The sequence below is a fragment of the Paenibacillus sp. HB172176 genome (assembly GCF_011947265.1).
Classification (GTDB): domain Bacteria; phylum Bacillota; class Bacilli; order Paenibacillales; family Paenibacillaceae; genus Pristimantibacillus.
In genome coordinates this window covers 219,552-243,805 of sequence record NZ_JAATHD010000001.1, presented here as the reverse complement: position 1 = coordinate 243,805, position 24,254 = coordinate 219,552, and the positions used below count along the sequence as shown (strand labels likewise).

14 protein-coding genes are annotated in these 24,254 nt (G+C 50.8%); 4 read left to right on the top strand and 10 right to left on the bottom strand.

What is annotated here, in order from left to right; genetic code table 11:
- From HFP08_RS00995 to HFP08_RS00975, 5 genes are all read right to left on the bottom strand, one after another.
- Positions 1-1,426: PKD domain-containing protein (locus HFP08_RS00995; protein WP_240940988.1), on the bottom strand; the 1,426-nt coding region annotated here is incomplete at its 3' end.
- Positions 1,427-1,546: 120 nt separating this feature from the next.
- The gene (locus HFP08_RS00990; RefSeq protein WP_168118646.1) at positions 1,547-1,735 is read right to left on the bottom strand and encodes a hypothetical protein; all 189 of its coding nucleotides are present in this window, start codon (positions 1,733-1,735) and stop codon (positions 1,547-1,549) included.
- Between the two features lie 876 nt (positions 1,736-2,611).
- Positions 2,612-5,329, bottom strand: coding sequence for a heparin lyase I family protein (locus tag HFP08_RS00985; protein WP_168118645.1), 2,718 nt, complete (start codon positions 5,327-5,329; stop codon positions 2,612-2,614).
- Between the two features lie 636 nt (positions 5,330-5,965).
- Positions 5,966-9,691 (bottom strand): S-layer homology domain-containing protein, encoded by a 3,726-nt coding sequence (locus HFP08_RS00980; RefSeq protein ID WP_168118644.1) that lies wholly within the window; start codon positions 9,689-9,691, stop codon positions 5,966-5,968.
- Positions 9,692-10,015: 324 nt separating this feature from the next.
- Positions 10,016-14,968 (bottom strand): RCC1 domain-containing protein, encoded by a 4,953-nt coding sequence (locus HFP08_RS00975; protein ID WP_168118643.1) that lies wholly within the window; start codon positions 14,966-14,968, stop codon positions 10,016-10,018.
- 229 nt (positions 14,969-15,197) lie between these two features.
- Here HFP08_RS00975 and HFP08_RS00970 point away from each other — a divergent pair, with 229 nt between their 5' ends.
- The 3 genes from HFP08_RS00970 (at position 15,198) to HFP08_RS00960 (ending at position 17,845) form a co-directional block, all read left to right on the top strand.
- Positions 15,198-15,902, top strand: coding sequence for a response regulator transcription factor (locus tag HFP08_RS00970; protein WP_168118642.1), 705 nt, complete (start codon positions 15,198-15,200; stop codon positions 15,900-15,902).
- Positions 15,899-17,302, top strand: coding sequence for a HAMP domain-containing sensor histidine kinase (locus tag HFP08_RS00965; RefSeq protein ID WP_168118641.1), 1,404 nt, complete (start codon positions 15,899-15,901; stop codon positions 17,300-17,302). The genes HFP08_RS00970 and HFP08_RS00965 overlap by 4 nt, the downstream gene beginning before the upstream one ends.
- Before the next feature lie 138 nt (positions 17,303-17,440).
- Positions 17,441-17,845 carry a CHRD domain-containing protein gene (locus HFP08_RS00960; RefSeq protein WP_168118640.1) on the top strand — a complete coding sequence of 135 codons (405 nt, stop codon included), beginning with the start codon at positions 17,441-17,443 and terminating at the stop codon, positions 17,843-17,845.
- 360 nt (positions 17,846-18,205) lie between these two features.
- Here the strand turns inward: HFP08_RS00960 and HFP08_RS00955 are convergent, their stop codons facing one another.
- The 4 genes from HFP08_RS00955 to HFP08_RS00940 form a co-directional block, all read right to left on the bottom strand.
- Complete coding sequence (locus HFP08_RS00955; protein ID WP_168118639.1) at positions 18,206-19,198, bottom strand: ABC transporter permease; 993 nt, start codon at positions 19,196-19,198, stop codon at positions 18,206-18,208.
- Positions 19,195-20,727, bottom strand: a complete 1,533-nt coding sequence (locus tag HFP08_RS00950; RefSeq protein WP_240940987.1) for a sugar ABC transporter ATP-binding protein — start codon at positions 20,725-20,727, stop codon at positions 19,195-19,197. The genes HFP08_RS00955 and HFP08_RS00950 overlap by 4 nt, the downstream gene beginning before the upstream one ends.
- A 94-nt stretch (positions 20,728-20,821) precedes the next feature.
- Entirely contained in the window at positions 20,822-21,961 is a 1,140-nt protein-coding gene (locus tag HFP08_RS00945; RefSeq protein ID WP_168118638.1) for a sugar ABC transporter substrate-binding protein, read from the bottom strand.
- 106 nt (positions 21,962-22,067) lie between these two features.
- Positions 22,068-23,150, bottom strand: coding sequence for a GerAB/ArcD/ProY family transporter (locus tag HFP08_RS00940; RefSeq protein ID WP_277345816.1), 1,083 nt, complete (start codon positions 23,148-23,150; stop codon positions 22,068-22,070).
- Positions 23,151-23,246: 96 nt separating this feature from the next.
- On the opposite strand from HFP08_RS00940, the gene HFP08_RS00935 reads away from it, so the two are divergent.
- Positions 23,247-23,675, top strand: a complete 429-nt coding sequence (locus HFP08_RS00935; RefSeq protein WP_168118636.1) for a hypothetical protein — start codon at positions 23,247-23,249, stop codon at positions 23,673-23,675.
- Between the two features lie 32 nt (positions 23,676-23,707).
- Here the strand turns inward: HFP08_RS00935 and HFP08_RS00930 are convergent, their stop codons facing one another.
- Complete coding sequence (locus HFP08_RS00930) at positions 23,708-24,244, bottom strand: hypothetical protein (RefSeq protein ID WP_168118635.1); 537 nt, start codon at positions 24,242-24,244, stop codon at positions 23,708-23,710.
- Positions 24,245-24,254: the final 10 nt, after the last annotated feature.

Here is a 24,254-nt window from a genome sequence, read left to right as displayed (position 1 = left end):
CCCACAGCTCTGTTTGCCCCTCCGTGAAGGCAAAGCGCTGTACGGCGCCCGGATTGACGGCCGGGTCTCCGGCAAAGCTGAACTTCAGCGCATAATCGCCGCTATGCACCTTCTCTGTGCTGACAACCGCATTCGCCGAGGTCGTCCAGGCGAAGTTGGCGTTCGTATGCGTCATGTCGCTGCTCTCGAAGCCGTCAGCGAAGAAGCCGTCGAATGTGCCCGGATTGGGGTCCGGGTCTGGATCTGGATCAGGGTCCGGATCAGGGTCTGGATCCGGGTCTGGATCTACTGCGGGCCCAGTCACCTCAAGCGCCTTCGGCAGCCGATAGCTGGATTCGCCAAGATTATTCGTCACCATCAAGCTTGGATGATAGGTCCCGGCGACTGCATAGCTATGCGCGGGGTTCTGCAAGGCGCTCGTCGTACCGTCGTCGAAGTCCCAAGCCCATGATGTAATCGTTCCATCAAGCGTGCTCGAAGCATCCGTGAATTGCACAGCTTCTCCCGTCTCGATCCCGAGATTCGGATTGAATGAGAACTTCGCTATCGGAACAGGATCATAGCTGGGTTCAACGGAAGCCAGTCCGTGATAATCATCCGCAATAACAATATCGTCATACCATAGATGCCAGGTTTCGTTATTGAAAGCCGTATAATTAGCAAAGTCAACGGAGCGTATTTCCTGTGAATTCTGATCATTGCGGTTTTTAATATTCACTGCGTGAACACGAATTTCTCCATCCAGCCACACGATAATTTCACCATCTCGATTGCCGTTCGAGTTGTACTTCCAGAACGCTTCATACGTATGCCACTGGTTGTCCCCTGCATCCCAGTTCTCGGAAGATTGCAATACTTGAACCAGTGGGTCAGTAGCCCGTCCATCATATTTCACCCATGAATTGTTGTCATTAGCTAACGCGTCTCCATTACCGTATCCAATATTGTCATGCAGCCCTGATTCATAATGAATGCCGAAGGTTGAGTTCGCATAGCCCTCCGGACTATCTTGTTTGCCGAATATTTTCAGAAATTTATTGCCTCCAGAAGAAGGATCCATCTTAAATTTAAATTTCACATAAACCTGATCTAGATGATCGTCTGCTACCAAATGTCTGAACCAATAACCGGTATCGCCTTCGTGGTCGTAAGTAACCTTCGCCGCGTTCGTCCCGTTATAACCGCCTCCATTGTCTACTTCAATGCTCGTGCCGAACAACAGCCATCCATGATTCTTCGGCGAATCGCTGTACGTATCGAAGTTGTCGCTGAAGACAATATTGCCATCAGCCGATGCCTTTCCATGCGCCAAAGCAATGGTGAGCAGCAAGACAACTACGGTTAAACCCAGAAACCTCCATCCTGTCACAGGACGGATAAGCTGCTCTACCTGTCGATTTCCAACCACGCTGGCCTCATTTCCCATTCCTATCCCTCGCTTTTCCATTGGATTGATAAAGTTGCATGCCTGCGGTGCGCCATGCTTTCGAATCGCCTAACGGCGACCCGAAAGTGTCGCGCCTTCCAATAGTGCTGTTTTCCAGTTCTATTCGCTCCCCTTTGGTGCCTCGGCGCTCGAAGCGCTCGTCAGATCTCCGCTCTCGAAGCTATCCTCGAACGCAGGATTAGAAGCAGCGGACACCGTGTTGTCGCCGTTAACGAATAGCACGGCGGCGAATGCTGCAACGAATAGACACAAGCAGCTAGCCATTTTCATCCGCAATCGTTGCTTCATGCTCTTCATGACGCCTCCTTATCAGATGTGATCAGCATCCAACCGGTTGAATATGGCTTCATGTTAACGCAGCGTTCAGCGAAAAGTAACGTTACCGTTGTCTACAATCGCATACCGTTGTTTACTTGTTTTCTGCCTTTTTGAGCCTTGCAAAAATATTGCTGTCGACCTCTGTCGGACCGGCTGAAATAATGTCATCCCATGTCAAAGCATGCACGAGCAGAAATTCACATGTGGCATATATGCTTGTCAGCTTAAGGTGAAACGGCTACGCCGTCCTCTAGCGGCGGGGCGCGTAACACTGCCGGTGAATTCTAAGAACAGATAAAGCGTCGATAACTTATAAATTATGTGGTAAGAAAAACGCCAGACGACTTCCTTGGAAAGCTGCAACTGCTCTAACGGACATTTGATCTCTTTAAACAGCTTTTTTCGCTGCCTAATTGCTCTAACGGACATTTGGTCTCCTTAGCGATCAAATCGAACGCATATTCAATCCTATTAACCCGCTAAGATGATCAAATGTCCGTTAAAAATCTATGCAGGCTAAAACGAGCTTCTAACAGTCGAAAATGTCCGTTACAGATACAACCATTTAATCTTCACCGTCTATAAAAGTTGTAAAGAGCCTCGCAATTTAGTTCGCCAAATGGCCTCACAATTGGGTTCGCAAGAGCCTCGTAATTGTGACGGTTCGAAAGGATAACGTGGAGACAAGTTTGTGTGTCTTGGCAAGTTAAACGCTATTGCAGCAAGTTAAAATATCTAGAAAGCTTATACATTCTATAGTGTGGAGAAAGAGAGGCAGCCCCGAAGGACCGCCTCTCTTATTCCACGTACTCCTATTGCCACTGAATCCAAACTCCATTTCGCGCCTTAACTCGTCCAGCCTGGATCAACATTCGTTATTTTGAAATCATCCACGTACACATACGTATCCGCCGCAAAGCCCTCCCTGGCGCTGCCGAACAAGAAGCCGCTCGTGAACAGCTCCTGCTCGCTGTCCGGATAACCGCCATTTAGTGTCGTGTTGTCCATGACGAGCGATCCATCCGCCCACAATTGAACGGAGCTGTCGCTCGTGCTGGCCGACACCGCATAATGCATGCGGAGCTGCACCCATCTGCCGCGCCAGGCATCCGTCAAGGCCGGATTAAGCTGATTCGCGCCTTGCCCCGACATGACCGTTCCCGTATCCTTCCTTGACCAAATCGGATAATACTTGTTATCCCCGTCCAGGACACTGTTCGTTGAAGCTCGAATGCCCATCTTCATCTGATTGTTCGCGGGCCCGTCAAGCTCGAAGATCACCTGTTGATTGGCATTGCTCCCAGGATACCGGTGTTGGAAGCTCGGTCCGACTCCTTCTGTCCCATCCGGAAAATACACATAATATTCTGTCCAAAGCTCCGTCTGTCCTTCGGCAAGATCGAAATGTTGAGCAGCGCCAGGATTCACAACCGGATCTCCCGCAAAATGAAACTTCAGAGCATAATCTCCGCTATGAACCATATCTCCGCTAACCTCTGCATTCTCGGAGTTCGCCCATTCGAAATTGCTATTCGCATGGGTCAGATCGCCGGTTTCAAAGTCATCGGCGAACCAGCTCATAGGCGGATCGGGGTCCGGGTCTGGATCGGGATCGGTCCCCTGCTGCGCCAAGAAAGCCGGGGGCGTCGCCGAGATGGTGAAATCATCCATATACGTATACGAGGTTTCATCAAAGCCGCTGTTCGACCAGCCCATAATGTAGCCGTGATTAAGGATATTAAGCGCCGTGTCTGCCGCATTTGTCGTTGGCCAAGCATTCAAATCATGATGATCGTGAATTTGCATGCCGTCCACCCACATCTCGCTTACGCCGTCCCCCTGCTGCCATCCGCTTGCTGTCTTGTAGTGCATCACATACTCCACCCATCTGCCTCGGGTCGATTCATCCTGAAGAATGCCTCCATTGATGCTGGAGCGCCCATATTCGCCAATGGCCTTGCCGTCGGATCTGAATTTCATACCGACGGTTGAATCGCCATCGCCGACAGGATCCGTAGAATAGCCGAAGATCGAATTAATCAGATTATTGTTGTCCCTCGTTCCCAGCCGGAACAGCTTGTTGTTGTCGGTGCCGATCGGATCGTCGCGATGATACCATCTCGGACCCAGATCCGTCCCTATGTTCTGAAGCTCGTTGCCATCCGGATAGTATTGATACCACTGGAACCAGACCTCGTCAAGATCCTCGCCGAAATCGAAGCGCTGCTCCGCCATACTGTCCTCGCCGGAAGGCTTGCCGACGAAGGTGAAGCGCATGCTGTAATCGCCGGAATGCGCAATATCGTCCGAGATTTCAACATTGGGTCCCAAATAGCCGAGCCCATCGTCTCCATTCTGCCAGCCGAAGCCGTCCATAATCGTAGACGAATCTCCTGTTTCGAAGTCATCCTGAAAATACACATCCGAGCTCTCGCTGTCTTCCAGACTCCGAACTGTAATCTCTCGCTGGACCGACGCGCTTGTCAACTGCTCATTATCGGTGACGGCCAGAGATACCGTATAGGTGCCTGCCGCTGAGTAGATATGAGCAGGATTCTCGGCTGTACTTGTTGTGCTGTCGCCGAAATTCCATGCCCAACCGCTAATTTGTCCGTCAATATCTTCGGAATCATCGCGAAATTGAATGTTCTCGCCTGTCAGAAAGTTGTCCTTCGGCAAGCTGTGGAAGGCTGCTGTTGGTGTATGCTGCAACGAGGGGTCTTGATTCGGATCATGCGTATATACCTTGAAATCATCGATATAGAGATTCGTATCCGCATCGAAGCCGCTGTAGGCTTGACCGAGCAACGTGCCCTGCGTGAACAGCTCCTCCGCAGTAGGATGTCCGGCGTTCAATGCCGTGTTCTCCATGACCAGATTGCCGTCTACCCACAGATTCAGCGTGCTGTCGCTCTCGATTTCGGAAATATTGAATTGCAGCTTGAACGGCACCCACCGCCCCAGCCAATCATCGTTCAAAGCAGGCTGCAGCGCATTCGCGCCTTGTCCCGATCTTCCCGAGCCCGTGGTCTTGTCCGACCAGGCGGCGTAGAATTTATCCTCGCCATTGCTATACAGTGTGCTGTTCGTGGTGGAACGAATGCCCAGACGCATGGCCGTATCATCGCCCGTAAGCTCGACAAACCGCTGCTCGCTGGAGCCGCTGCTTGGCACGCGATGCGTATAGGCCGCCCCAAGTCCCTCCGTTCCGTCCGGATAATAAATCCAATATTCCATCCATATACTTCGCTGTGCCGCACCCAAATCGAATTTCTGATAAGCGCTCGGATTCACCTCCGGATCTCCCGCATAATGAAATTTAAGCGAATATTGCCCTGTATGCGCGATATCCGTGCTGACTTCAGCGTTGTGCGACGTGGTCCATGCGAAGCCATTCGCGGCGCTCGTCAGATCGCCGCTCTCGAAGCCGTCCTCGAAGTGAGGCAAGATCGCCCCCGCCTCAACAACCGTTTGATTCGAGCTCCACACAGGAATCACGACGGCCACCAGAACAATAGCGGACAACTTTCGGCTCAGTCTCCTTAACCAAGCTGTTCCCATCATTACACATCCTCTCCCAATGTTTAGATTATGAAGAATGTGATCATCTAGGTGCTCCTTACCGCATTCAACCGGTTGAATACGGCTTCATCATAGCCCAACTTGAAACAGGTTGTAACGCAACAGTTATCTACATTCGCATACCGTTGTCTACTAATTTCTGATGATTTGGACGGCTGAGAAAAGTTTGCTGTCGACCCTAGGCACATGAAGGAGAGTGTTGGCGATTTGCGTCGATTTCATTTTGCGAATATGTTGATCGTCTAAGCCCCCGCCTGAGATAAATAGAAGCTTTCCTAATACATGCAGAAATCCGAAACGACTTCTTCAGCATTACTTGTCCTAATTCGTACATGCGGACACAGGAGGCGCTATTTGTTAAAAATACGGAGTTTGATCACTTTAGCGGACACAGAAGACCTTATTTCCTCAAAAAGCCAAATAATCTGCTGTTTTTTCGAAAATAACGTTATCTGTGTCCGCGAAATCCTAGAAACAGCTCATTCTGCTAAAATAGCGTATCTACGGTCCGCTGCGAGAGCCAACTCCAACTCGAAAATGTATACATTTTGGCGTGAACGAAGAAAGAGCCGCCCAAGGGGCAGCTCTTCACTCTTTACGTTCTATATGCCATATCGTTTACAATTCATTAACCGGTGAATACGGAAAATATATCCTGCCGCTTTCTGCATGCTCGGAGGTTTGTACGGTAAAGAATAAAGCTCCTCCTTCCTCATTCAATTCAAGATCAGTAATGGTGACACTGCTCTCGCCCTCCGAAACTGTAACCTCTCTGGCTGGGTTATCATATACATCCATTGCGTTTAAATATACTCTCACGATATCCCCGGGGTTTAATTCTGAGATAGTAATGGACTGCATATCATCTGAATTCACGATATGAACCTGGTTCATCTCTAGCGATGAAGAGATGGATATGCCAATTTGATGAACCGTCCCATGCATGGTTATTAATAAATACCTGCCTGCGTCTAATCCCTCCGTTGAGAGGATTTGCTCTTGATTAGTGCCTTCCTCATCGACGACCATCGATTTCGCAAGGCCCGTGGCGACGAGTTCATCTAAATTCATTGGATCGCCGACTACTTTTTCAGGAAGCAAATACAGCTTTGCAGGCCTATCAACCTTGAAAATCACCTCGTCTCCTGCTTCAATGTTCGAGTCGCTAATTAGCGTAACAAGGGTTCCATCAGCAAAGACCGGGCTTATCCAGTCTCGATCCATGACTTGGTTATTCGAATTAGCGAGGCTGTCCGCCTTCACTTTGATCCGATTTTGACTGCCGGAATACGGTAAGACAAATTGAATTTCCAGCCAAGAACCATCCAAACTAATCGTATCCTCTATTCCTAGTGGCGCGTACGTTACACCTCCATCATTAGAGAACATGATTTCCTGTTTCAATAATTCCAGTGTTTCCTTATTATTCTGAATCTCGGAATCAAACATAATCAGAAGCCCTGAATTAAAGTCCTGGACCACTGTTAACGAGTGCAAAGCAATATCTTCCCTATTCAGCACTTCAATCCCTATGGGCTCAGACAGATTCCCAGATCCGTCAACCGCTACAAGCATCCAATTACCCGCCGAAAGATTCATTGTACCCAAAGTCGTACTATCATTTGCCGGATAATACGTACTGCCGGCTCCCATACCGTTGCGAACCGTCTGATGAATCGTTCTGCCATCCAATGGCGTATCTGCTGGAACCATATAGACATTCGCTTGTTCGCTGACGGCAACTTGCAGGTCATCGCCAATCGATACATAATCAGGAACAATACCTGTAATGACTGGAGCTTCCGTATCTCCTACATTCAGCTCAGGATGTACGGTATGGAGTATGCTGTATCCAGGCATGACATGCTCTGCATCCGGTTCAATCACTTGTTCATAGTAGCCTAAAGGTTGACCGTTCTCGTCGTACAATAAGACCTGAATAAATCGATCAAATACCATTTTGTCCTGATAGATATTAAACCCTTCTACTATATAATCCGTATTTACATCTCTTCCGCTAAAGTCGTACGGATTATAGTCCAGCCTATTTTCGCTTTGAAGAGGTGCAAGAATCTCGGGGTATAAATAACCAGAAGAAGTATTATTTATTTTATAATATTTCGCATGCTCGAATAACCCGCCCGACCACTCATTAGGATCAAACGCAATGTGAAGAACATAAGGTGTATCGGCAGTATAATCACCTCGATCTACGCCAGCCAACAGTTCTTCTGTTGTGAGCAGTTCCATCGATATTCCGTCACTGCTTTCAACTCGAGGCATTTCTGACAAATTATACTCATAATTACCCGACGCAACGACAAGACCTCCTCGTGTAACTCTAACGTAAAAGCTTCCTTGCTCTTGCATTTCGTATGAAGTGGTTTTCAACTCCAAATCATATAGGCCGCTTGTGCCAATAGTAACTATGTTGAAGGGAGTCGCATTACTAGAGTCTTCATAGACCTCCACTACGTCTCCTTCCTCAAATATATTTCTGGAAAATAATCGATAAGTAATGACCCGATTTTCGAAATCGGGAGATAGATCGCGATACAATTCGAAAGACTCTTTTATGGTACGTTCATATTGGAAGCTAAGGCTGTATCTCTTCGAGATCAAGCCATTTCCACTTTGAACATAAATATAAATTTGAACATCTTCCATCGGAGTTAAATGCACGTCGAATTCATTATTGGATGTTGTCAAATCATAGGATCCTGCAAGCGCACCTTTTGAATACACCTTTACAGAAGCCGTTGCTGCGCTGGATTCCGGTGTCGCTTTTATAGGAATCGTCACTGCTGTCATGTCGCGTTCCAAGGGGATCGTATACTCAAATACATCTTTGTCGAAACCAGTGCCAATCTTGGTTAATGCAGCATCTCTCTGCTCTAACTGAAATGAATTGCTTAATTCTATCTTACTCAAATAAGCATTGGTTTGATCCGGCGCCGGAGGCTGGACCGTACCGCCGCCCGAACTAACAGGAGGAATAATCGGCATCGAGCTTTGCTCTGAACCTTCTATGCTGTTTGGCTGTTTCTCAAATTGCGTTCCTTTTGCCTTCTCGTTTACCGTTGCTGTTCCAATCTCACCTTGACCTGTTAACGATGCAACAGCGTTTAACACCAATTTAATAATACTCGCTTGATCGCCAAGGTTGATCTCATTGTTCTCCGAATTTTCTCCAACCTCAACATTAGCAATCGAACCTGTTGGGATATTGATCCGTATCGAGGTTGACAAAACTCGCACATCCTCGAATTGTCCGATCAAATCGACGGTTGCGCCTTTCGGCAGTCTGTCCGATAATTCCACTTCTTGTATGCCGTTGCCCGCCTGTGTTTCCGTCGCATCCAATTTGACTGGTGTATGTACAATTACGGTATCTACGCTGGTAGGTCCGCTTAATACAATTCGAACTTTGCCATCTGCTTTGTCCACAATAACACGTACCAGAATGGAATCTTCAATATAAACGGAATTTTCTCCTCCACCTTGAACAGTCACAGTTCCTTTCACGTTTACAGACTTTAAAGTTGCGTCGCCCTCTCCAATGCTTTCCGCCAACAAGAGATCCCCCGTGATTTCCATATTCACTAGCGTTACTCCCGGAGCCGTAATCACGACATCCCCCTCGATTTTCTGCTTTGCATCCGCAGAACCATAAACGCCAGCTTGATCAAACGTCGTTTTCTTGTTGAGATAAGGCAACGCCGCTTCAATAACCGTAATAGCTTCTGCACGCGTAAGCATGTCCAATGGCCGAATATTCCCCTCAGGATCGCCTTTAAAAATATGCTTCTCCGATAGTGACGCCATAGCGCTTGTCGCCCAACTTGCTATACTGTCCCTGTCGTGATACTTGGCTAAGCTCGCCTCTTCAGTTTCGCTTGCTTGAAGTGCATTGGCAATCATAACTGCGCTCTCTTGCCGAGTGGCAGCTTGTTCAGCATTCGCTTTGCCGCCCGCTCCGTTAAAGTAGCCGGCTTCATATGCTACCGATAAATCATTGTAGGCCCAATAATTTTCTCCAACATCTGAGAATGGCAGTTCATCCGCCCTTGATGAGAATCCGAATGCTCGATTGACGAGCGCAACGAATTCCGAACGTTTTATCTCTTTATCAGGCTGATAGGTACCGTCCGGATATCCTTGTATCCATTCACGATTTAACCACGTTTCAAAGGTTTGCTGGGCCCAATGTCCCTCTAAATCCGATAGTTCATTTGCAGATTCAGCATATGCTGCCGAAACCGATTCCATTGCCGCCATATTAGGTACAAGAGTGATGAGTAGACTAACGAAGAAAATAAAACCGCGCCACGACCTTTTAACCATTTCTATACCTCTCCTTCTAAAATAAACAATCATTAGAAATTCATTATAGTTCAAATCTACCAAGGTTTCTATCTATTTACTGATTTACACATTTCGTCGAAGCTTCCAAGCGCAAGAAAGCAAACGCCCTATTAGAGCGTTTGCTTAGTCGTCATATGAGGACGATTCCATTCTGAACCAGATTCGCTGCGGCTTGTTTCGCCCAACTCGAAATGCTCTCTCTATCGATAAAAGATTGTAAGACAACAGTAGCATTTTCCGAATCTTTAGAGCCCACTTCCGCTTGTATCTGACCCCCCTGCTCCGCTCGAATCCTCTCCAATCCTAAACCAACCCAACATCCATCAAAAATCGTTTTAGCAAAACGACCGCCTCGGCCCGAGTGGTGTAAGCCTGCGGTTCGAAGCGCTCCTCGCTTCTGCCTTGCATCAGCCCACCATGTAGAAGGTTCGCTGCGGCTTGCCTTGCCCAAGCTGATATTCGCTCTTGATCAGCAAATGTGTTCAAGAGTTGCTCGGCCCCCGTGTCGCTGTCAGACGGAAAACTCACGCTCGCCCGCGCGGCTCCATTGTTCACGAATGTTCTGGCGCGCTCAATTAACACGGCCAGCTCTTCGCGCCGAATGGGCTGATTCGGTCCGAAGCTGCCGTCCGCATAGCCCTGAATCAGCTCGGCGTTCACCGCCGCCGTTACGGCAGGCTCATACCAAGCATCCGAGGAGACATCCGCGAGTCCCGATGTTGACACCCCGCCGCTCGGCGCCGCCGTTACGACAATGCCCAAGGCGCGGACCAACAAAGCCGTGAACTCGGCTCTTGTAATATTCGCATCCGGCGCGAAATGATCTTGATCCATTCCTTTCACAATGCGACTGGTCGCGAGCAGCTCAATATCCGCCTTCGCCCAGTGCTGCCCGATGTCTGCGAAGCTTATATCGGACGTTTCTACTAAAGCATACATACTGTTATGCGGCATGTTCATAACGATTTCTTCCGTTCCGTCAGAACGGTCTCTAGACTGGGAAGGCAGGAAGGTGAAGGTTCCATTTGCCGGATCGTACCAGACGCCGATGATCTTCTGCGCCCCCGGGCTTAAGTTTGTGTCTTGGCCGTTTTCACCTTGACCGTTTGTGTCTTGGCCATTTGTCGCACTCTCGTTCGACCCATTTTGGTTCGATCCATTCCCGCTCGGCGCACTCTCGTTCGGCACAATCCCTCGAGCCATATAGGTTCCGCCGAAGTCCGTAATTTCTAGCGACTGATCTCCAGCTTGTACGGTTACTTTGAAGTCGATGACGCCGCTGACGAGTCGAAGACCTTGATTCGCGGCAAGCTGTCCGACCTTTTCTTCCGTGCTCGGATCGACTCGCTCCAGCGTCACGGTCACCGTCAGATCCTTAAAGTCCACGCCAAGCCGCTCTGCTATTCCCTCCAGATCCAGCGCTCGAATCGCCAGCCCATAGCTCGATCCGTTCAACTGCACCTCGATCGTAAAGTTCGGCATGTCCTTCGCCGCGTTAAGGAGAGAAGCAGCCGGCAGCTGCACCTCAACCGCTCGCTCCGAATCATCCACTCGTATCGTAAAGTGATCTTGTTCCAGTCTATTCAATAGGGAATGCCATGTCGCTTCATCAATACTGACTTGCTCGATGACTGTGCCATCGGACCGAGTTGTTTTCTGCAAATTGTTGATTGTACCAAGCAGGATGCCATTCGCATCATACACATAGACCGGACTTGGGCTGCTGACTGTTGGCAATGATGGGATTGCAGGCAGATATAATCTGAAACGATTGGTTACGGAATCCAGACGATTACCCAGCGGATCCGCCGCTTGAACATGCAGGTACCAGTCCCCGGCCACGCCTCTCTTCGCCAGGGTATCGCCGCTCGCAAAGCCGGTCCATGCATCTCCGGCGTCAGGCGTGCTTGCGCTCTGCGTCCATATATACTGCAAGCTGTCCGAATCGACGCCGCTTCCGCTGTCGCTAACGTCAACGATCGTCGAGGCCTCGACTCGATTGGTCTCGTCTCCATTGGCAGCATAAGTAACTACAGGCGCGCTATGATCAAGCAAGAAGCGGTATGTACCGGTGTTGATCTCATTTCCCGCCGCATCCTTCGCCTTCACATGTAGATACCATTCCCCGTCCGCATGGCTCCTCGACAAGGTGTCCCCACTCGCAAAGCCTGCCCATGCTTCTCCGGCGTCAGGCGCGCTTGCGCTCGGCGTCCAGATATACTGCAAGCTGCTCGCATCCACGCCGCTTCCTCCGTCGCTGACCGTAACAGCGGTTGCAGCCGAAGCTGCGTACACTTCATTCCCATCCATTGCAAAATGAATAACAGGAACGGTCGTGTCAATCCGAACGGCGGTTGAAGACGTCAACCCATTGCCCGCGCTGTCCTCCGCTTTCACCTCTAACGTATACTCGCCCTCACTGCCGAACGACAGCGGTGCGACGTACGCAGCCCAGTTCGTTCCCCCATCCAGGGAATAAGTGGCGGAAGCAACAGTCACGCCGGGTGTCGTTTGATTCGCATTGACAGTGACCATTACTGGTTGGTTCACCCAACTGCCGCTGGTATAATTCATCCCGCCGTCTTGCTTCATGGTGACTTCCAGCTGAAGTCCGCTCCGGCTAATGTTAACTGTGCGCGACTCGCTATGCGAATTGCCCGCGAGATCCACACCCTTCACCGTCAGCGTATGCACGCCTTCATCGGTGAAGGACAAAGGTACGCTATATGGCAGCCAAGTACTGCCGCTATCAAGCGAAACCTGCAAGGAAGCGAGTCCGCTCAAGTCGTCAGAGGCGGATACGCTCGCTGCAACATTCTGATTGGTCCAGCTTCCGCTTGCATAGGAGGAGGTATCCTCCTTCTCCAATTCAATCGTGACGACAGGATCGCTGTTGTCCAGACGGAAGCGGTTCGTCGCCGTTTCCACCGCGTTCCCTGCTCCGTCAGCCGCATGGACATGCAAGTACCAGTCGCCGTCCACGCCATCACGAGCTATAGAATCACCGCTCTCAAAACTCGTCCATGTCACTCCGCTGTCAGGCGCGTTTGCGCTCTGTGTCCACGCATACTCCAGACTGTCTCCATCAACGCCGCTCTCGCCGTCACTTACTGAGACGCTCGTCGACGCTGAAGCAGCATACGTATCGCTCCCGTTCACGCCGAAGCTGATTGTCGGCGCAGCCTCGTCTTTGATTACCGTGAGCGCGTAGGTTTTGCCCGCCAGCAAGAAAGGTTCCACTTGCGTCGTAATCACCGTGGAGGTATCCGTTAAGGGCACGCTAACCACAGAACCGCTCGCCTGTTGCTCCCCATCCATATACAAGTCGGCATGCAACGGATCTGCCATCGTCGCTGTCACGTTCACGCTGTCGACGGAAGCCCCTACATACACCGAATAATTCGTCGTGTCGGCGTCGAAATCAGGACTGATGCCAGCCGCATCAATCACAAGCCCGCTCAAATTCGCATCGCCCGGAACCTCATCTTGGGCTGCATCATGCGCCCCCCATGCCACAATGCTGCCGTCCGCCTTCAAAGCGAGCGAATGATTATGGCTAGCCGCAATCGCCACAACGCCGCTCAGCGCCTCAGCCGGAACTGTGCTTTGACCGTCGTCGTTATTGCCCCATGCCATGACGCTGCCGTCGGATTTCAACGCCAAGGCATGTCCCGCTCCGGCAGCGATCGCGGCGACGCCGCTTAGCGATTCGTCCGGCACGGTCGATCGCCCATCGTCATTGTTCCCCCACGCTAGCACGCGGCCGTCGGATTTCAACGCCATGGCGAAATTCGATCCGCTTGCGATTGCGGCGACGCCGCTCTTCGCCTCATCCGGGACAGTGGCTTCTCCGTCCCCGTTGTATCCCCACGCCGCAACGCTTCCGTCGGATTTCAACGCCATCGCATAGCGGTCTCCGCCGGCAATCGCCTTGACGCCGCTCTTCGCTTCATCCGGCACCGTCGCTTGATCATCGTCATTCTTCCCCCAAGCCAGCACGCGGCCCTCCGTCTTCAGCGCCAGAGAGAAGTAGTCGCCGGCCGCGATCGCCTCTACGCCGCTCTTCGCTTCATCCGGCACGGTCGACTGATGGTCGTCGTCCTCTCCCCAAGCGAAGACACGGCCCTCCGAGTTCAAAGCTAAGGAATGCAAGGCGCCGGCTGCGATCGCGGTTACACCGCTCTGCGCTTCATTCGGGACAGTGACCTGGCCTTCATCGTCCCTTCCCCACGCCTCCACGCTCCCGTTCGACTTCAGGGCTAGCGAGTGAAATTGCCCCGCCGCGATTCGCGCAGCCTTCACAGGCTGTACTGGTTCTTCCGGAACCTCCGATTGATAATTGGCATTCCTCCCCCACGCAACCACACGGCCGTCCGATCGCAAGGCCAAGTTATGGTAAGCGCCGCCGCTAATGGCAATGACATCACTCTTCGCATCATTCGGGATCGTCGTTTGACTATCATAATAATTCCCCCATGCGATGACTCTTCCATTGGATTTCAAGGCAACGGAGTGAAGATAACCAGCCGAAATCGCAACAATATCGCTAAGCGCATCATCGGGAACTGTAGCTTGTCCGTAGTTATTTGCTCCCCATGCGACGACACGTCCGTCCGACCGTAAAGCCAAGATATGATCGCCCCCACAAGCAATTGCCGTAACCTCGCTCAGCGCATCATCGGGGATTGTATAGAATTTGGCATTCCCCGAAACGACCACACGACCTTCTGACTTTAACACCACGGATGTATTGCCACACGCGGCAATGGCAATGACATCGCTTCGCGCGTCAGAATACAGAGAAGCTTGGCTGTAATAATTGTAGCCCCAACCTACGACTGTACCATCCGACCGCAGAGCCAGGGAATGATTATTGCCTGCCGCAATCGCCACGACTTGGCTTTGTGCATCGGCAGGCACCTCGGCTTTCTTAAACGTATTATCCCCCCATGCGATGACGCTGCCATCGGATTTCAACGCCAAGGAATGCGAACCTCCTGCAGCAACGGCGATCACGTCGCTTTTCGCTTCCTCCGGTACGGTGCTTTGCAGATCATCATTACCGCCCCATGCGATAACGCCGCCTTTCGCATTGATCGCAAGCGAATGATAGTAACCCGCCGCTATCGCCGTGATTCCTCGCGATCCCACTGCTTCCGCCGCATCCGCCGTTTTCGCACCGGAAAACCCAATTAATTCCATTATTAGTGTCATAATCATCACGATTGCCAGTCTTCTTTGAACCCTTCTCTCCATCCCATCATTCTCCTCTTTCATTGCAATCATAAATTGCTGAATCTATCCGCTCTATTCCATGTCTATTCCGGCAAAAACATTCAACTATGTTTATTTTGGCACACCAAAAATGGTCGAATCTTAAAACATTCTTAAAATCTATTCCCTATCTCTGCTCAAAGCGCTCGGCAATTCTGTGAAATTTGTACTATACTAGATTTATGAAATGGACGCAGGAGGAGGAAGAAACGTGACAGATTCCCGTATCCTTGTCGTAGATGATGATCCGGATATTCGTCATTTGATCGGTATTCATCTGCAAGAGGAAGGCATGGCTTGCAACGAGGCGCGAAGCGGCAAGGAAGCCTTGCAATGGCTGCAACGCGACACCTTTGATTTGATCCTGCTTGATTTGATGATGGACGATACGGATGGGATGGAAGCGCTGAAGCTTGTGCGGTCCGCGCATAATTATACGCCGGTTATTATTGTGAGCGCATCGGGCGACACGGAGAAGAAAATCAATGCATTAGGCCTGGGAGCGGACGACTATGTCACCAAACCCTTTATCCCTAGCGAGCTTATTGCTAGAGTGACGGCCAATATTCGGAGGAGCCGCAGCCCGTTGACCAGCCAGACGGCCAATCGTCTGCAGCTTGGTTCGATCATCCTTCACATCGACTCGCTTACGATCGAGAAGAACGGAGCAAACGAGAATGTGTCTCAGACGGAATGTGATTTGCTGGCAGCATTCATGCGCAAGCCTGGTCATACATTCACTAAGGACGAGCTCTATCAGGCTGTATGGAATCATGATCAATACGATGCGAACAGCTTGAGCGTCTATATCAATTTCCTGCGGAAGAAAATCGAAGTCGATCCGAGATCCCCCAAGTATATTCAGACCATACGAGGAATCGGCTATCGCTTTATGGAGGCTCAGGCCGAATTATGAAGCTCTCGTTGAAATTATGGATGTACTTCATTATCAGCAGCATCGTCGCTCTTGTCTTGTCCGTGACGATTGCGCTGACGACGGGAAAAATCTTGCAGCCCGGCCAAACCTATGAATCCTTGAAAGCCATAGGCTACGATCTGATCGGCGAGGTGAACCAGACCGGAGTTGCAGAAGCATCGCTGTTGGAAATCATGAAACGCTACCAGTTCGATTATCCCGACTATGAATTTGACTGGCTGGATGCGGACGGCGAGGTTTTGTACGCAACCAACGGAAGATCAGAGCCATACAGCGTGTCCGAGGTCATGCAAGCGTTGGCGAATGAATCGGACAGCTACTGGAACCTTGAGCATCCCGTCAGCATGATGTATCCGGCTGCTATTTCGGGACAGGAATACTACCTGCATCTGGTAGTCCCCCCTGAAGCTATGAAAGCATCGCAAGTCCTGCTCTATTTCCGTTCGTGGACCTCATTCTTTTCATTGATCATTCCTTTTCTTGTCTTTATCTTAACGCCTTACTTCTTCACCTATCGATTCTTTAATTCCATACGCAGACGTTTGAAGAAGATTAACAACGCTCTGTCGGAAATATCGATTGATCAGCGCAGAGAAATTATCGATAACTCTAAGGATGAAATCGGCCAGCTCACTCAGCATATCAACGCCATGTCGGTGCGCATTCGCGAACAGGTCAAGCAGATTCAGGAGCAAGAGCACAACCGAAAGACATTAATCTCCAATCTGTCGCATGATTTAAGAACACCGCTCACCAATATTCTCGGCTATGCCCAGACCATTCAGAAGGGCATCTATAAGAATGAAGAAGAGCTCGGAGCCCATGCCGAAGTCATCCTAAGCCGGTCATTATATATGGAGAAATTAATCAACACCTTATTTCAGATTTCCCAGCTTGATTTATATAGCACCCAAATTCGGAAATCCCCTGTTCAGCTTGCCAAAATATTGCGAAAGATTCTCGCTGAATATGTTCCGGTTCTGGAGTCCAAGAATATTCAAACGGATTTTTCGATTCCAGAGGTTAGCCTAACCTTAATGCTCGACGCGCATTTGTTAGAACGAGCCATACGCAATCTGGTCGATAATGCGATCAAATACGGGGCAGGGGGTCATTATCTCGGCGTTGCCTATGAAGAGGATGAGGCGTCGGCATCCTTCTCGGTCATCGATCGCGGCGCCGGCATTTCCTCAGAGCAGCTGCCGCATCTCTTCGACCGTTTCTATCAAGGAAGCCAGAATCGCAGCAGCGAAGGCTTCGGCATCGGACTCTCCATTGTGAAAAAAATCGCCCAAGCTCACGGGGGCAAGGTATCCGTAACTAGTGAACCTAGCGTAGAAACACGCTTCACAATGACTTTGCCAACCGTATCGAAATGAACAAGAGACATCTCCTGAGAGCCCGCCGCCCGATTGCTCTTTCACAAGATTAGTGAGAACATCTTGTCCGACAATCGTACAAGCACTCTGAAATTTGCTGCATAACATGGAGCATAACCTTCAAAGGAGTGATGTTGAATGGCAACCTTCCAAGCGAATCTAAGAGGACGAAATGTGGTTCCGCCGGTTCAAACCTTCGCTAGGGGAACGGCGAGCTTCAGCACGGTCGGCAACAACAATGTCAGGGCATTGCGCTTCAGCTTGTCCATCCGCAACATTAATCAGGTGACTCAGGCGCATATTCATTTGGGACAACCCGGTGCGAATGGACCCATCGTAGCCACATTATTCGGACCATCCAAATTCGGCATATCGGTTAGACGGGGCATTGTGACCGGTACGTTGACCCGCAGTGACCTGCAGGGGCCGCTGCAAGGCTTATCCCTTCGATCGCTCATTCGCGAAATCAATCGTGGAAACGCCTACGTGGATGTTCATACGGCGCAATACCCGAATGGCCAGATTCGCGGCCAAATTCGTTAATTTGCAGAAACTAACCTGGGCTATCGCAATGGCAAGAGACGATTCCACAGCACTATGCGGACAAGAAAGCCCTTATTGGAGCAAAATGCTGGAATTATTTATTTTGGCGGACACAGGAGCCGCTATTTCCTCCAAAAATCAATAAAACCGCCGCATTTTCGAAAATAACGTTATCTGTGTCCGCGAAATTTTAAAAACGGCTAAATTCGCTAAAATAGCGCATCTACGGTCCGTTAGTCCGCTGTCTGCTAGTTCGCTGTCTGCTGGTCCGTTTCGTTACTCGGAATCAAAATGCCAACAAAGAAGCAGGCCGGCGCCTCGCGCCAGCCTGCTTCTTATTGCGACTCAATCTATACTTCGTTAATGATTCCGCCGGTAATACGTAATCGCCAGCGCGAGCGCCAGCACGCCGCCCTTCACGATGTCCATCGCGTAATACGGCACGGAGAGCATGACGAGACCGTTCTGCAAGAGGCCGATCAGCACCGCGCCGACGAACGTGCCGAACGCGTTCGGCTTGCCCGCGCCGAACACGGAATAACCGATGAACGCCGCCGCAACGGCGTCCATGAGATAACCGCCGCCGGAGTTCACCTCGGCGTTCATGACGCGCGCGGCGAGAATGATGCCGCCGACGCTCGCGAAGAAGGCGGAGAGCAGATAGGCAATCAGCCGATATTTGCTGACGGCGATGCCGGACAGCTTGGCCGCCTCCGAGTTACCGCCGATCATGTACATGAACCGGCCATGCTTCGTGTAGGTCAGGAAGAGATGAACGAGAAGCACGACGACGACCATCACGATAATAATCCAGGGCGCCTTGCCCAGCTTGCTGAAGATCGAAGGAATGACGCCTGTGGCGTAGTCGCCGCTTGGCATGATCATATTTTGCGAGACGGTGGCGCCTCGGGTATAGGTCATGGCCACTCCTTGGAACACGAACATCGTGGCCAAAGTCATCAGCATATCCTGAATCTTGAACTTGATGACGAGGAAGGCGTTCACGAGTCCGACCGCAAGACAGATTGCGAGCGTAATGACGATGCCGAGGCCCGTGTTCAAGCCATGCCAGACGAACATCGAGATAACGAGCGCGTTCGCGAGCGATGCCGTGGAGCCGACCGAGAGATCGAAGCCCCCCACCGCCAGCGATACCGTAAGTCCCGTCGCGATAATGGTTACAATTGAGATCGACCGCAAAATATTTATGATGTTCGAATAGTTCAAGAAGTTGTCCGCCATTGTCCCGAATACGGCAATCAGCGCCAGAACGGTCAATAACGTTCCATACTTGTACAGCCATTCCACCAAGCTGAACCCCGGCTTCTTCCTAGGAATTTCCGCCGCCTTCATTCGATTACGCCCCCTGTGCTATATAGCATCATTTCTTCTTCGTTCGTCTCCGCGGTATGAAGCTCCTTCGCAACCGCCCCGTCGTACATCACGTAGATGCGATCCGTAATGCCCATCATCTCGGACATCTCGCTCGAGGCGTACAGAATGCACTTCCCGCGATCCGCGAGCGCGGCGACAAGCTCATAGATATCCCGCTTCGCGCCGACATCTACCCCCTTGGTAGGTTCATCGAAAATATACACGTCAGCATCCACAAGAAGCCACTTCCCGATCGCGATCTTCTGCTGATTGCCGCCGGACAAATTCCGCACCTTCGCCTGATCATTCGGCGTCTTCACGCCAAGACTGCGAATCATCTCGGCAGCAGCCCCCTTCTCCTTCGAACGGCTGAGCCAGGAGCCGAAGCCGGTGAATCGGGATAAGCCCGCGACCGTCAAATTCGTCACGACCGACTCCTCGACGAATACGCCTTCGCGCCGCCGCTCCTCGGGCACAAGCGCAATGCCGCCTTGCACCGCGGCATGCGGCGAGCCGAGCTTCAGCTTCTTGCCGCCCACATAGATCTCGCCGGTCGCCGACGGCGAAGCGCCGAACAACGCGCGGCACAACTCCGTCTTGCCCGCTCCTACCAGGCCGCCAATGCCCACGATCTCGCCCTTGTGAACACGGAGCGTCACGTCATTCACCTTGTCGCGATCCCGAATATGTCTGGCTTCGAAGCCATGTACGCCAATCTTCGGGACGCGATTCGGGAACTGTCCTTCCAGTCTCGCTCCCAGCATATATTCCACCACTTGCTGCTGCTCCATCTTCTCCAGTGAGCCGTTCGCGACCCGTTCACCGTCGCGCATAATCGTAATGTCCTCGCAGATTTCATAAAGCTCCGGCAGCCGATGCGAAATGAAGATAATACCGACGCCATCCTGCTTCAGCATGCGGATGAGCCGGAATAGCTGCTCGGTCTCGCTATGACTAAGCGGAGCGGTCGGCTCGTCCAGCACGAGGAATCGGCATTCGAGAATGACCGAACGAGCGATCAGCACCATCTGCTTCTCGGCCAGCGTCAACTCCTGCACCAGCTTCTTCGTTGGAATCTGCACTTGGAGCCGCTGCAGTACTGCCGCCGCCGCTTGATGCAGCTTGCGCCAGCCAATGAAATGACGCCCCTTCATGCCGCTGACCGTCTGCTCCAGCATAATGTTCTCGCCGACGCTCAGGTTAGGAATCAAGGCGGTATCCACCTCTTGATAAACCACCTGAATGCCCTGCGCCTTCGCATCCTTCGGCGATCTTATCGTGACCGGCTTCCCGCCCACCTTAATCTCGCCAGTATAATGCGTATATGCCCCGGCGAGCACCTTCATAAGCGTGGACTTACCTGCGCCGTTCGCCCCGATCAGAGCATGCGCCCTGCCAGGCTCGACTTCGAAATCCACACTCGTCAGCGCCTTCACGCCCGGGAATGTGATTGTTATTCCGCGCATCTCCAGCCGCTCTCCGGCGGTCGAAGTCTTAGTCATGGTCATGAGTCGCACTCCCTCTCTGAACAGGATTCAGCGCCCTTATCCTATAACGGATAAGGGCGCCTCCATATCGTCCTATTTTAGCACAAAAGCATTCTTATTTCTTATTCTTTTCCTTGAGCGCGTCCATCCAGTCGGTCTCGAACGCGTCGGTCTTGCCCCAGCCTGGAACGATGTTCTCAAGCGTCGTAATGTTCACCGGATCGCTCGAAGCCTTCAAATCCTCTTGCGTGATTAGAGCCGCTTCAAGTCCATAGGTGGCAGGCGTCTCGATGCCAGCCAGCTTGTTCACGGCAATTCGCACGTTCACGGCGCCGATCATCTTCGCGTCCACAGCAGCCGTCGATACCCAAGGGCTGTTCTCTTCCTGCATCATCTGCAGGTCGTTGTTCGCTACGTCAATGCCATAGATCTTGATCTCCGTGCGGCCAGCCTCTTGCAGCGCGCGAGCCGCGCCTTGCGCGAACGCGTCCCATGTGGCGAAGATCGCGTCGATCTCGCCCTTCGGATATTTCGCGAGCAAAGCGGCTACTGCATTCTGCGTATCCACCGAAGTGTTGTCATTCGCCACGCCGAAACGGTCAAGCTCCTCGATATTCGGATATTTCGCAAGCGTCTCTTGATACACCTTGTTGCGGCGCACCATTGGCGGGAAGCCGTCTACCCACAGGTACAAAATTTTCGCGTCCTCACCCTGTTCCTTCACGAGCTGATCCAGCGTTAATTGCGCCAAAGCCTCGTCATCCTGCGAGGTCAGCGTCACGCCGTCAATGTTAGCCAGTCCATCGTTCGAGTCGAAGGCAACCACTTCGATGCCCTTGTCTCTCAGCTTCTGAACCGCAGCAACCGTTGCTTCGTCATCGCCATGCGATACGACAACAGCATCTACATCGCTGTTCGCCGCTTGATCGAGCGCGTCCAGAAATTTCGTGGTGTCGCCGTTCGCCGAGAACGTATCGACATCGAAGCCCATCGATGTGCCTTCTTGCTTCGCGCCGGCCAGGAACTGAGCGGTATTGTCGTCTCCGCCGATTTTGCGGATCACTTTAATCTTGATATCGCCTTTGTCCGCAAGCGCTGCAGGAATCTCTATCTCAGCCGCTGCGTTATTGCCGCCTGCGCCATTATTGCCGTTATTCTCAGCATTGCCGCTCTTGCCGTTGTTGCCGCAGCCCGCCAGCACCAATACGGCAGCGATCGTCAGCAACAATAATTTTTGAGCCTTCAAGTTGAACATTTTGTCGATTCTCCCCTATCTCTGTCGAAAAAAGTTTAATACAAGCTATCTTATCGGAATTACAAAAAATCGTCAATGGATAGATTGTGACAAATCGGGGAGCAAATCATGCAGAAGGTGATTTTTTTCGGAAGAAGGCAACTAAAGTTAGCAGCAACAGCGGCGCAAGAAAGACAGCTCCCGTCCAGAGCGGATGGATGCTGTTAATGATGAATAACCACTGCGTTGCGCTTTTATAGGTAGCCAGTCCCATCAGAAAGCCGACCAAGGCAATCGGCATAACAATGGCCGAGCTCTCCCGCAATCCGAACAGCTTGCTTACGAATATGCTGATGAAGAATAAGCTTATCGTTGTCTTCATATAAGAGCCGAGAATCAAGGAAATGCCAATGACCGATTCGATCCGCTGAATGATATCTTGAAACTCCACCACTCTGGCTATGGAGAACAGCAAATAAGGCACCTCGGCCGCATACGGGCCGAACACCATAATCGAGCATACCGTAGTCAGCATGAGAAGGACGATGTTGCAGCTTAGCGCGATATACATCTTCTTCGGCAAGCTCCCCCGCATTCGCTTCGCTGCGTAAGGCAGAAACATGCCGCAGAGGAACACCTCTGAATAAGGAAAGCCGAAGCTGTAATAGGCACCATGAAATACTGGCTTGATACCTTTCGGAAACATCGGGAAAAGCGACGAAGGCTCATAATTGGGCAAAGCAAGCAAGAGCACGATAAATGTGAACAAGGATGTGATGATCAGGAGAAGCGTGAACATGCGCGCCATAACCTCAATACCTGCTCTCGCCGTCATAGCTGAGATAAGGAAGATCAGGAATGTGAACGCATAGATCGGCGTCTCCCGCATCATCGAATTGATCATGAACAATCCTACCCCTACGACAATCGCGGCTTGCATTTGAAGCAAATAGGTCAAGGTTGCAAATCCGATCATAACGGTGAGCACACTGCCGATTAAAGCGCGGCTTATATCCACATAGCTCATCCCGGGAAATCTTCGGTGAAGATGTAGCAGCATCGCAAGGATGGCATATCCAATCGCTCCAGCTAGCAGAAGTGACAGCCACGCCGCGTTCCCGGATCGCTCGATCAACGGTGTCGGGTTGAAGATGATCGCGGAGCCCGTCATATAGACAAAGAACAGCACGCTCAATTGCGTTGAACTGATGGTTTGCTTATCGATGTCGCCAAATCCCTTCTTGCAATGTTAGTATGGTAAAAGTATTGCCTGCAAGGGATGGCTGTAAACAAAGGGGGCGGGTTTATGACGAGGAGATACGCGGGCACAGGATTTCTATCCTATTTGCTGCTTAACGCATTCATTATGCTATATTTCGTCGTTTTGGAGGCGGGACTGTATCAGAATAAACCTGAGGATGAGATGAAGCTGTCTTCCTTTGAAATTGCGCTATTGCTGCTCATGTATGCTGTCTTTATCTACGTTGGTATTCTCTCGGTAAATACACTCTTTCTGTGGATTCGATCAAAGTTGGCCAATGGTTATGGAGTCGCTATCCTCTATATCGCCTATTCGGCAGCCTTTGTTTGGCTTTATGAAATGGCCGCTGATTTTCTGTTCAGCAGCCGCCATTCAGCATCATATTCCTTATGGCTTCCGTTATCGGGATGCATTATTTTTGTTGGCGTTTATGAGCTATTCCTGAGGAGACGTTATTTTAACGATGCGGGTTGAACTTCATATATACTTATGGTTTTTCACTTTACCTACCTATCGGAATCAAACCAATTTGTAATTCGTTTCTCTTTGGTAAATCCTAAATACGTATACCGAATGGTCACTTCCCTAATCGGTTCTTTGTCGTACTGAACGACGACTCCATAATGGATAGGTGTGTGTTGCTTAGAAGTAGCGTTGCTTGCAAACACTGCTTGTTTCTCTTCTCGTGACAATTGTGGTTCGATGGCTGCTTCATGTAACTCCATGATTTCTGTAGCCGGATCCGTTTGATCACCAAAATATTGCACAGTTTGCTCCGAGTCATATGTAATGCCCAGCTTCGCGAAATCAGGTTGCTTGCCTCCGTTAACCGATATGCTTCGAATATCGATATCCGAGTCGCTGGCATTGACCAATTCAATGGTATATATCTTCTTGCCCTCTGGACTGCTAAATGTGGTCAATCCATTGTTGAGCAAGGGATCAGCGCGTTGATACCATAGGATTGCCGCTATCACGCCGAGAACCAACACAACACAAACCGCCGCCAATGCTATCCATGCAAATTTACTAAAACGCTTCAATATCAACCCT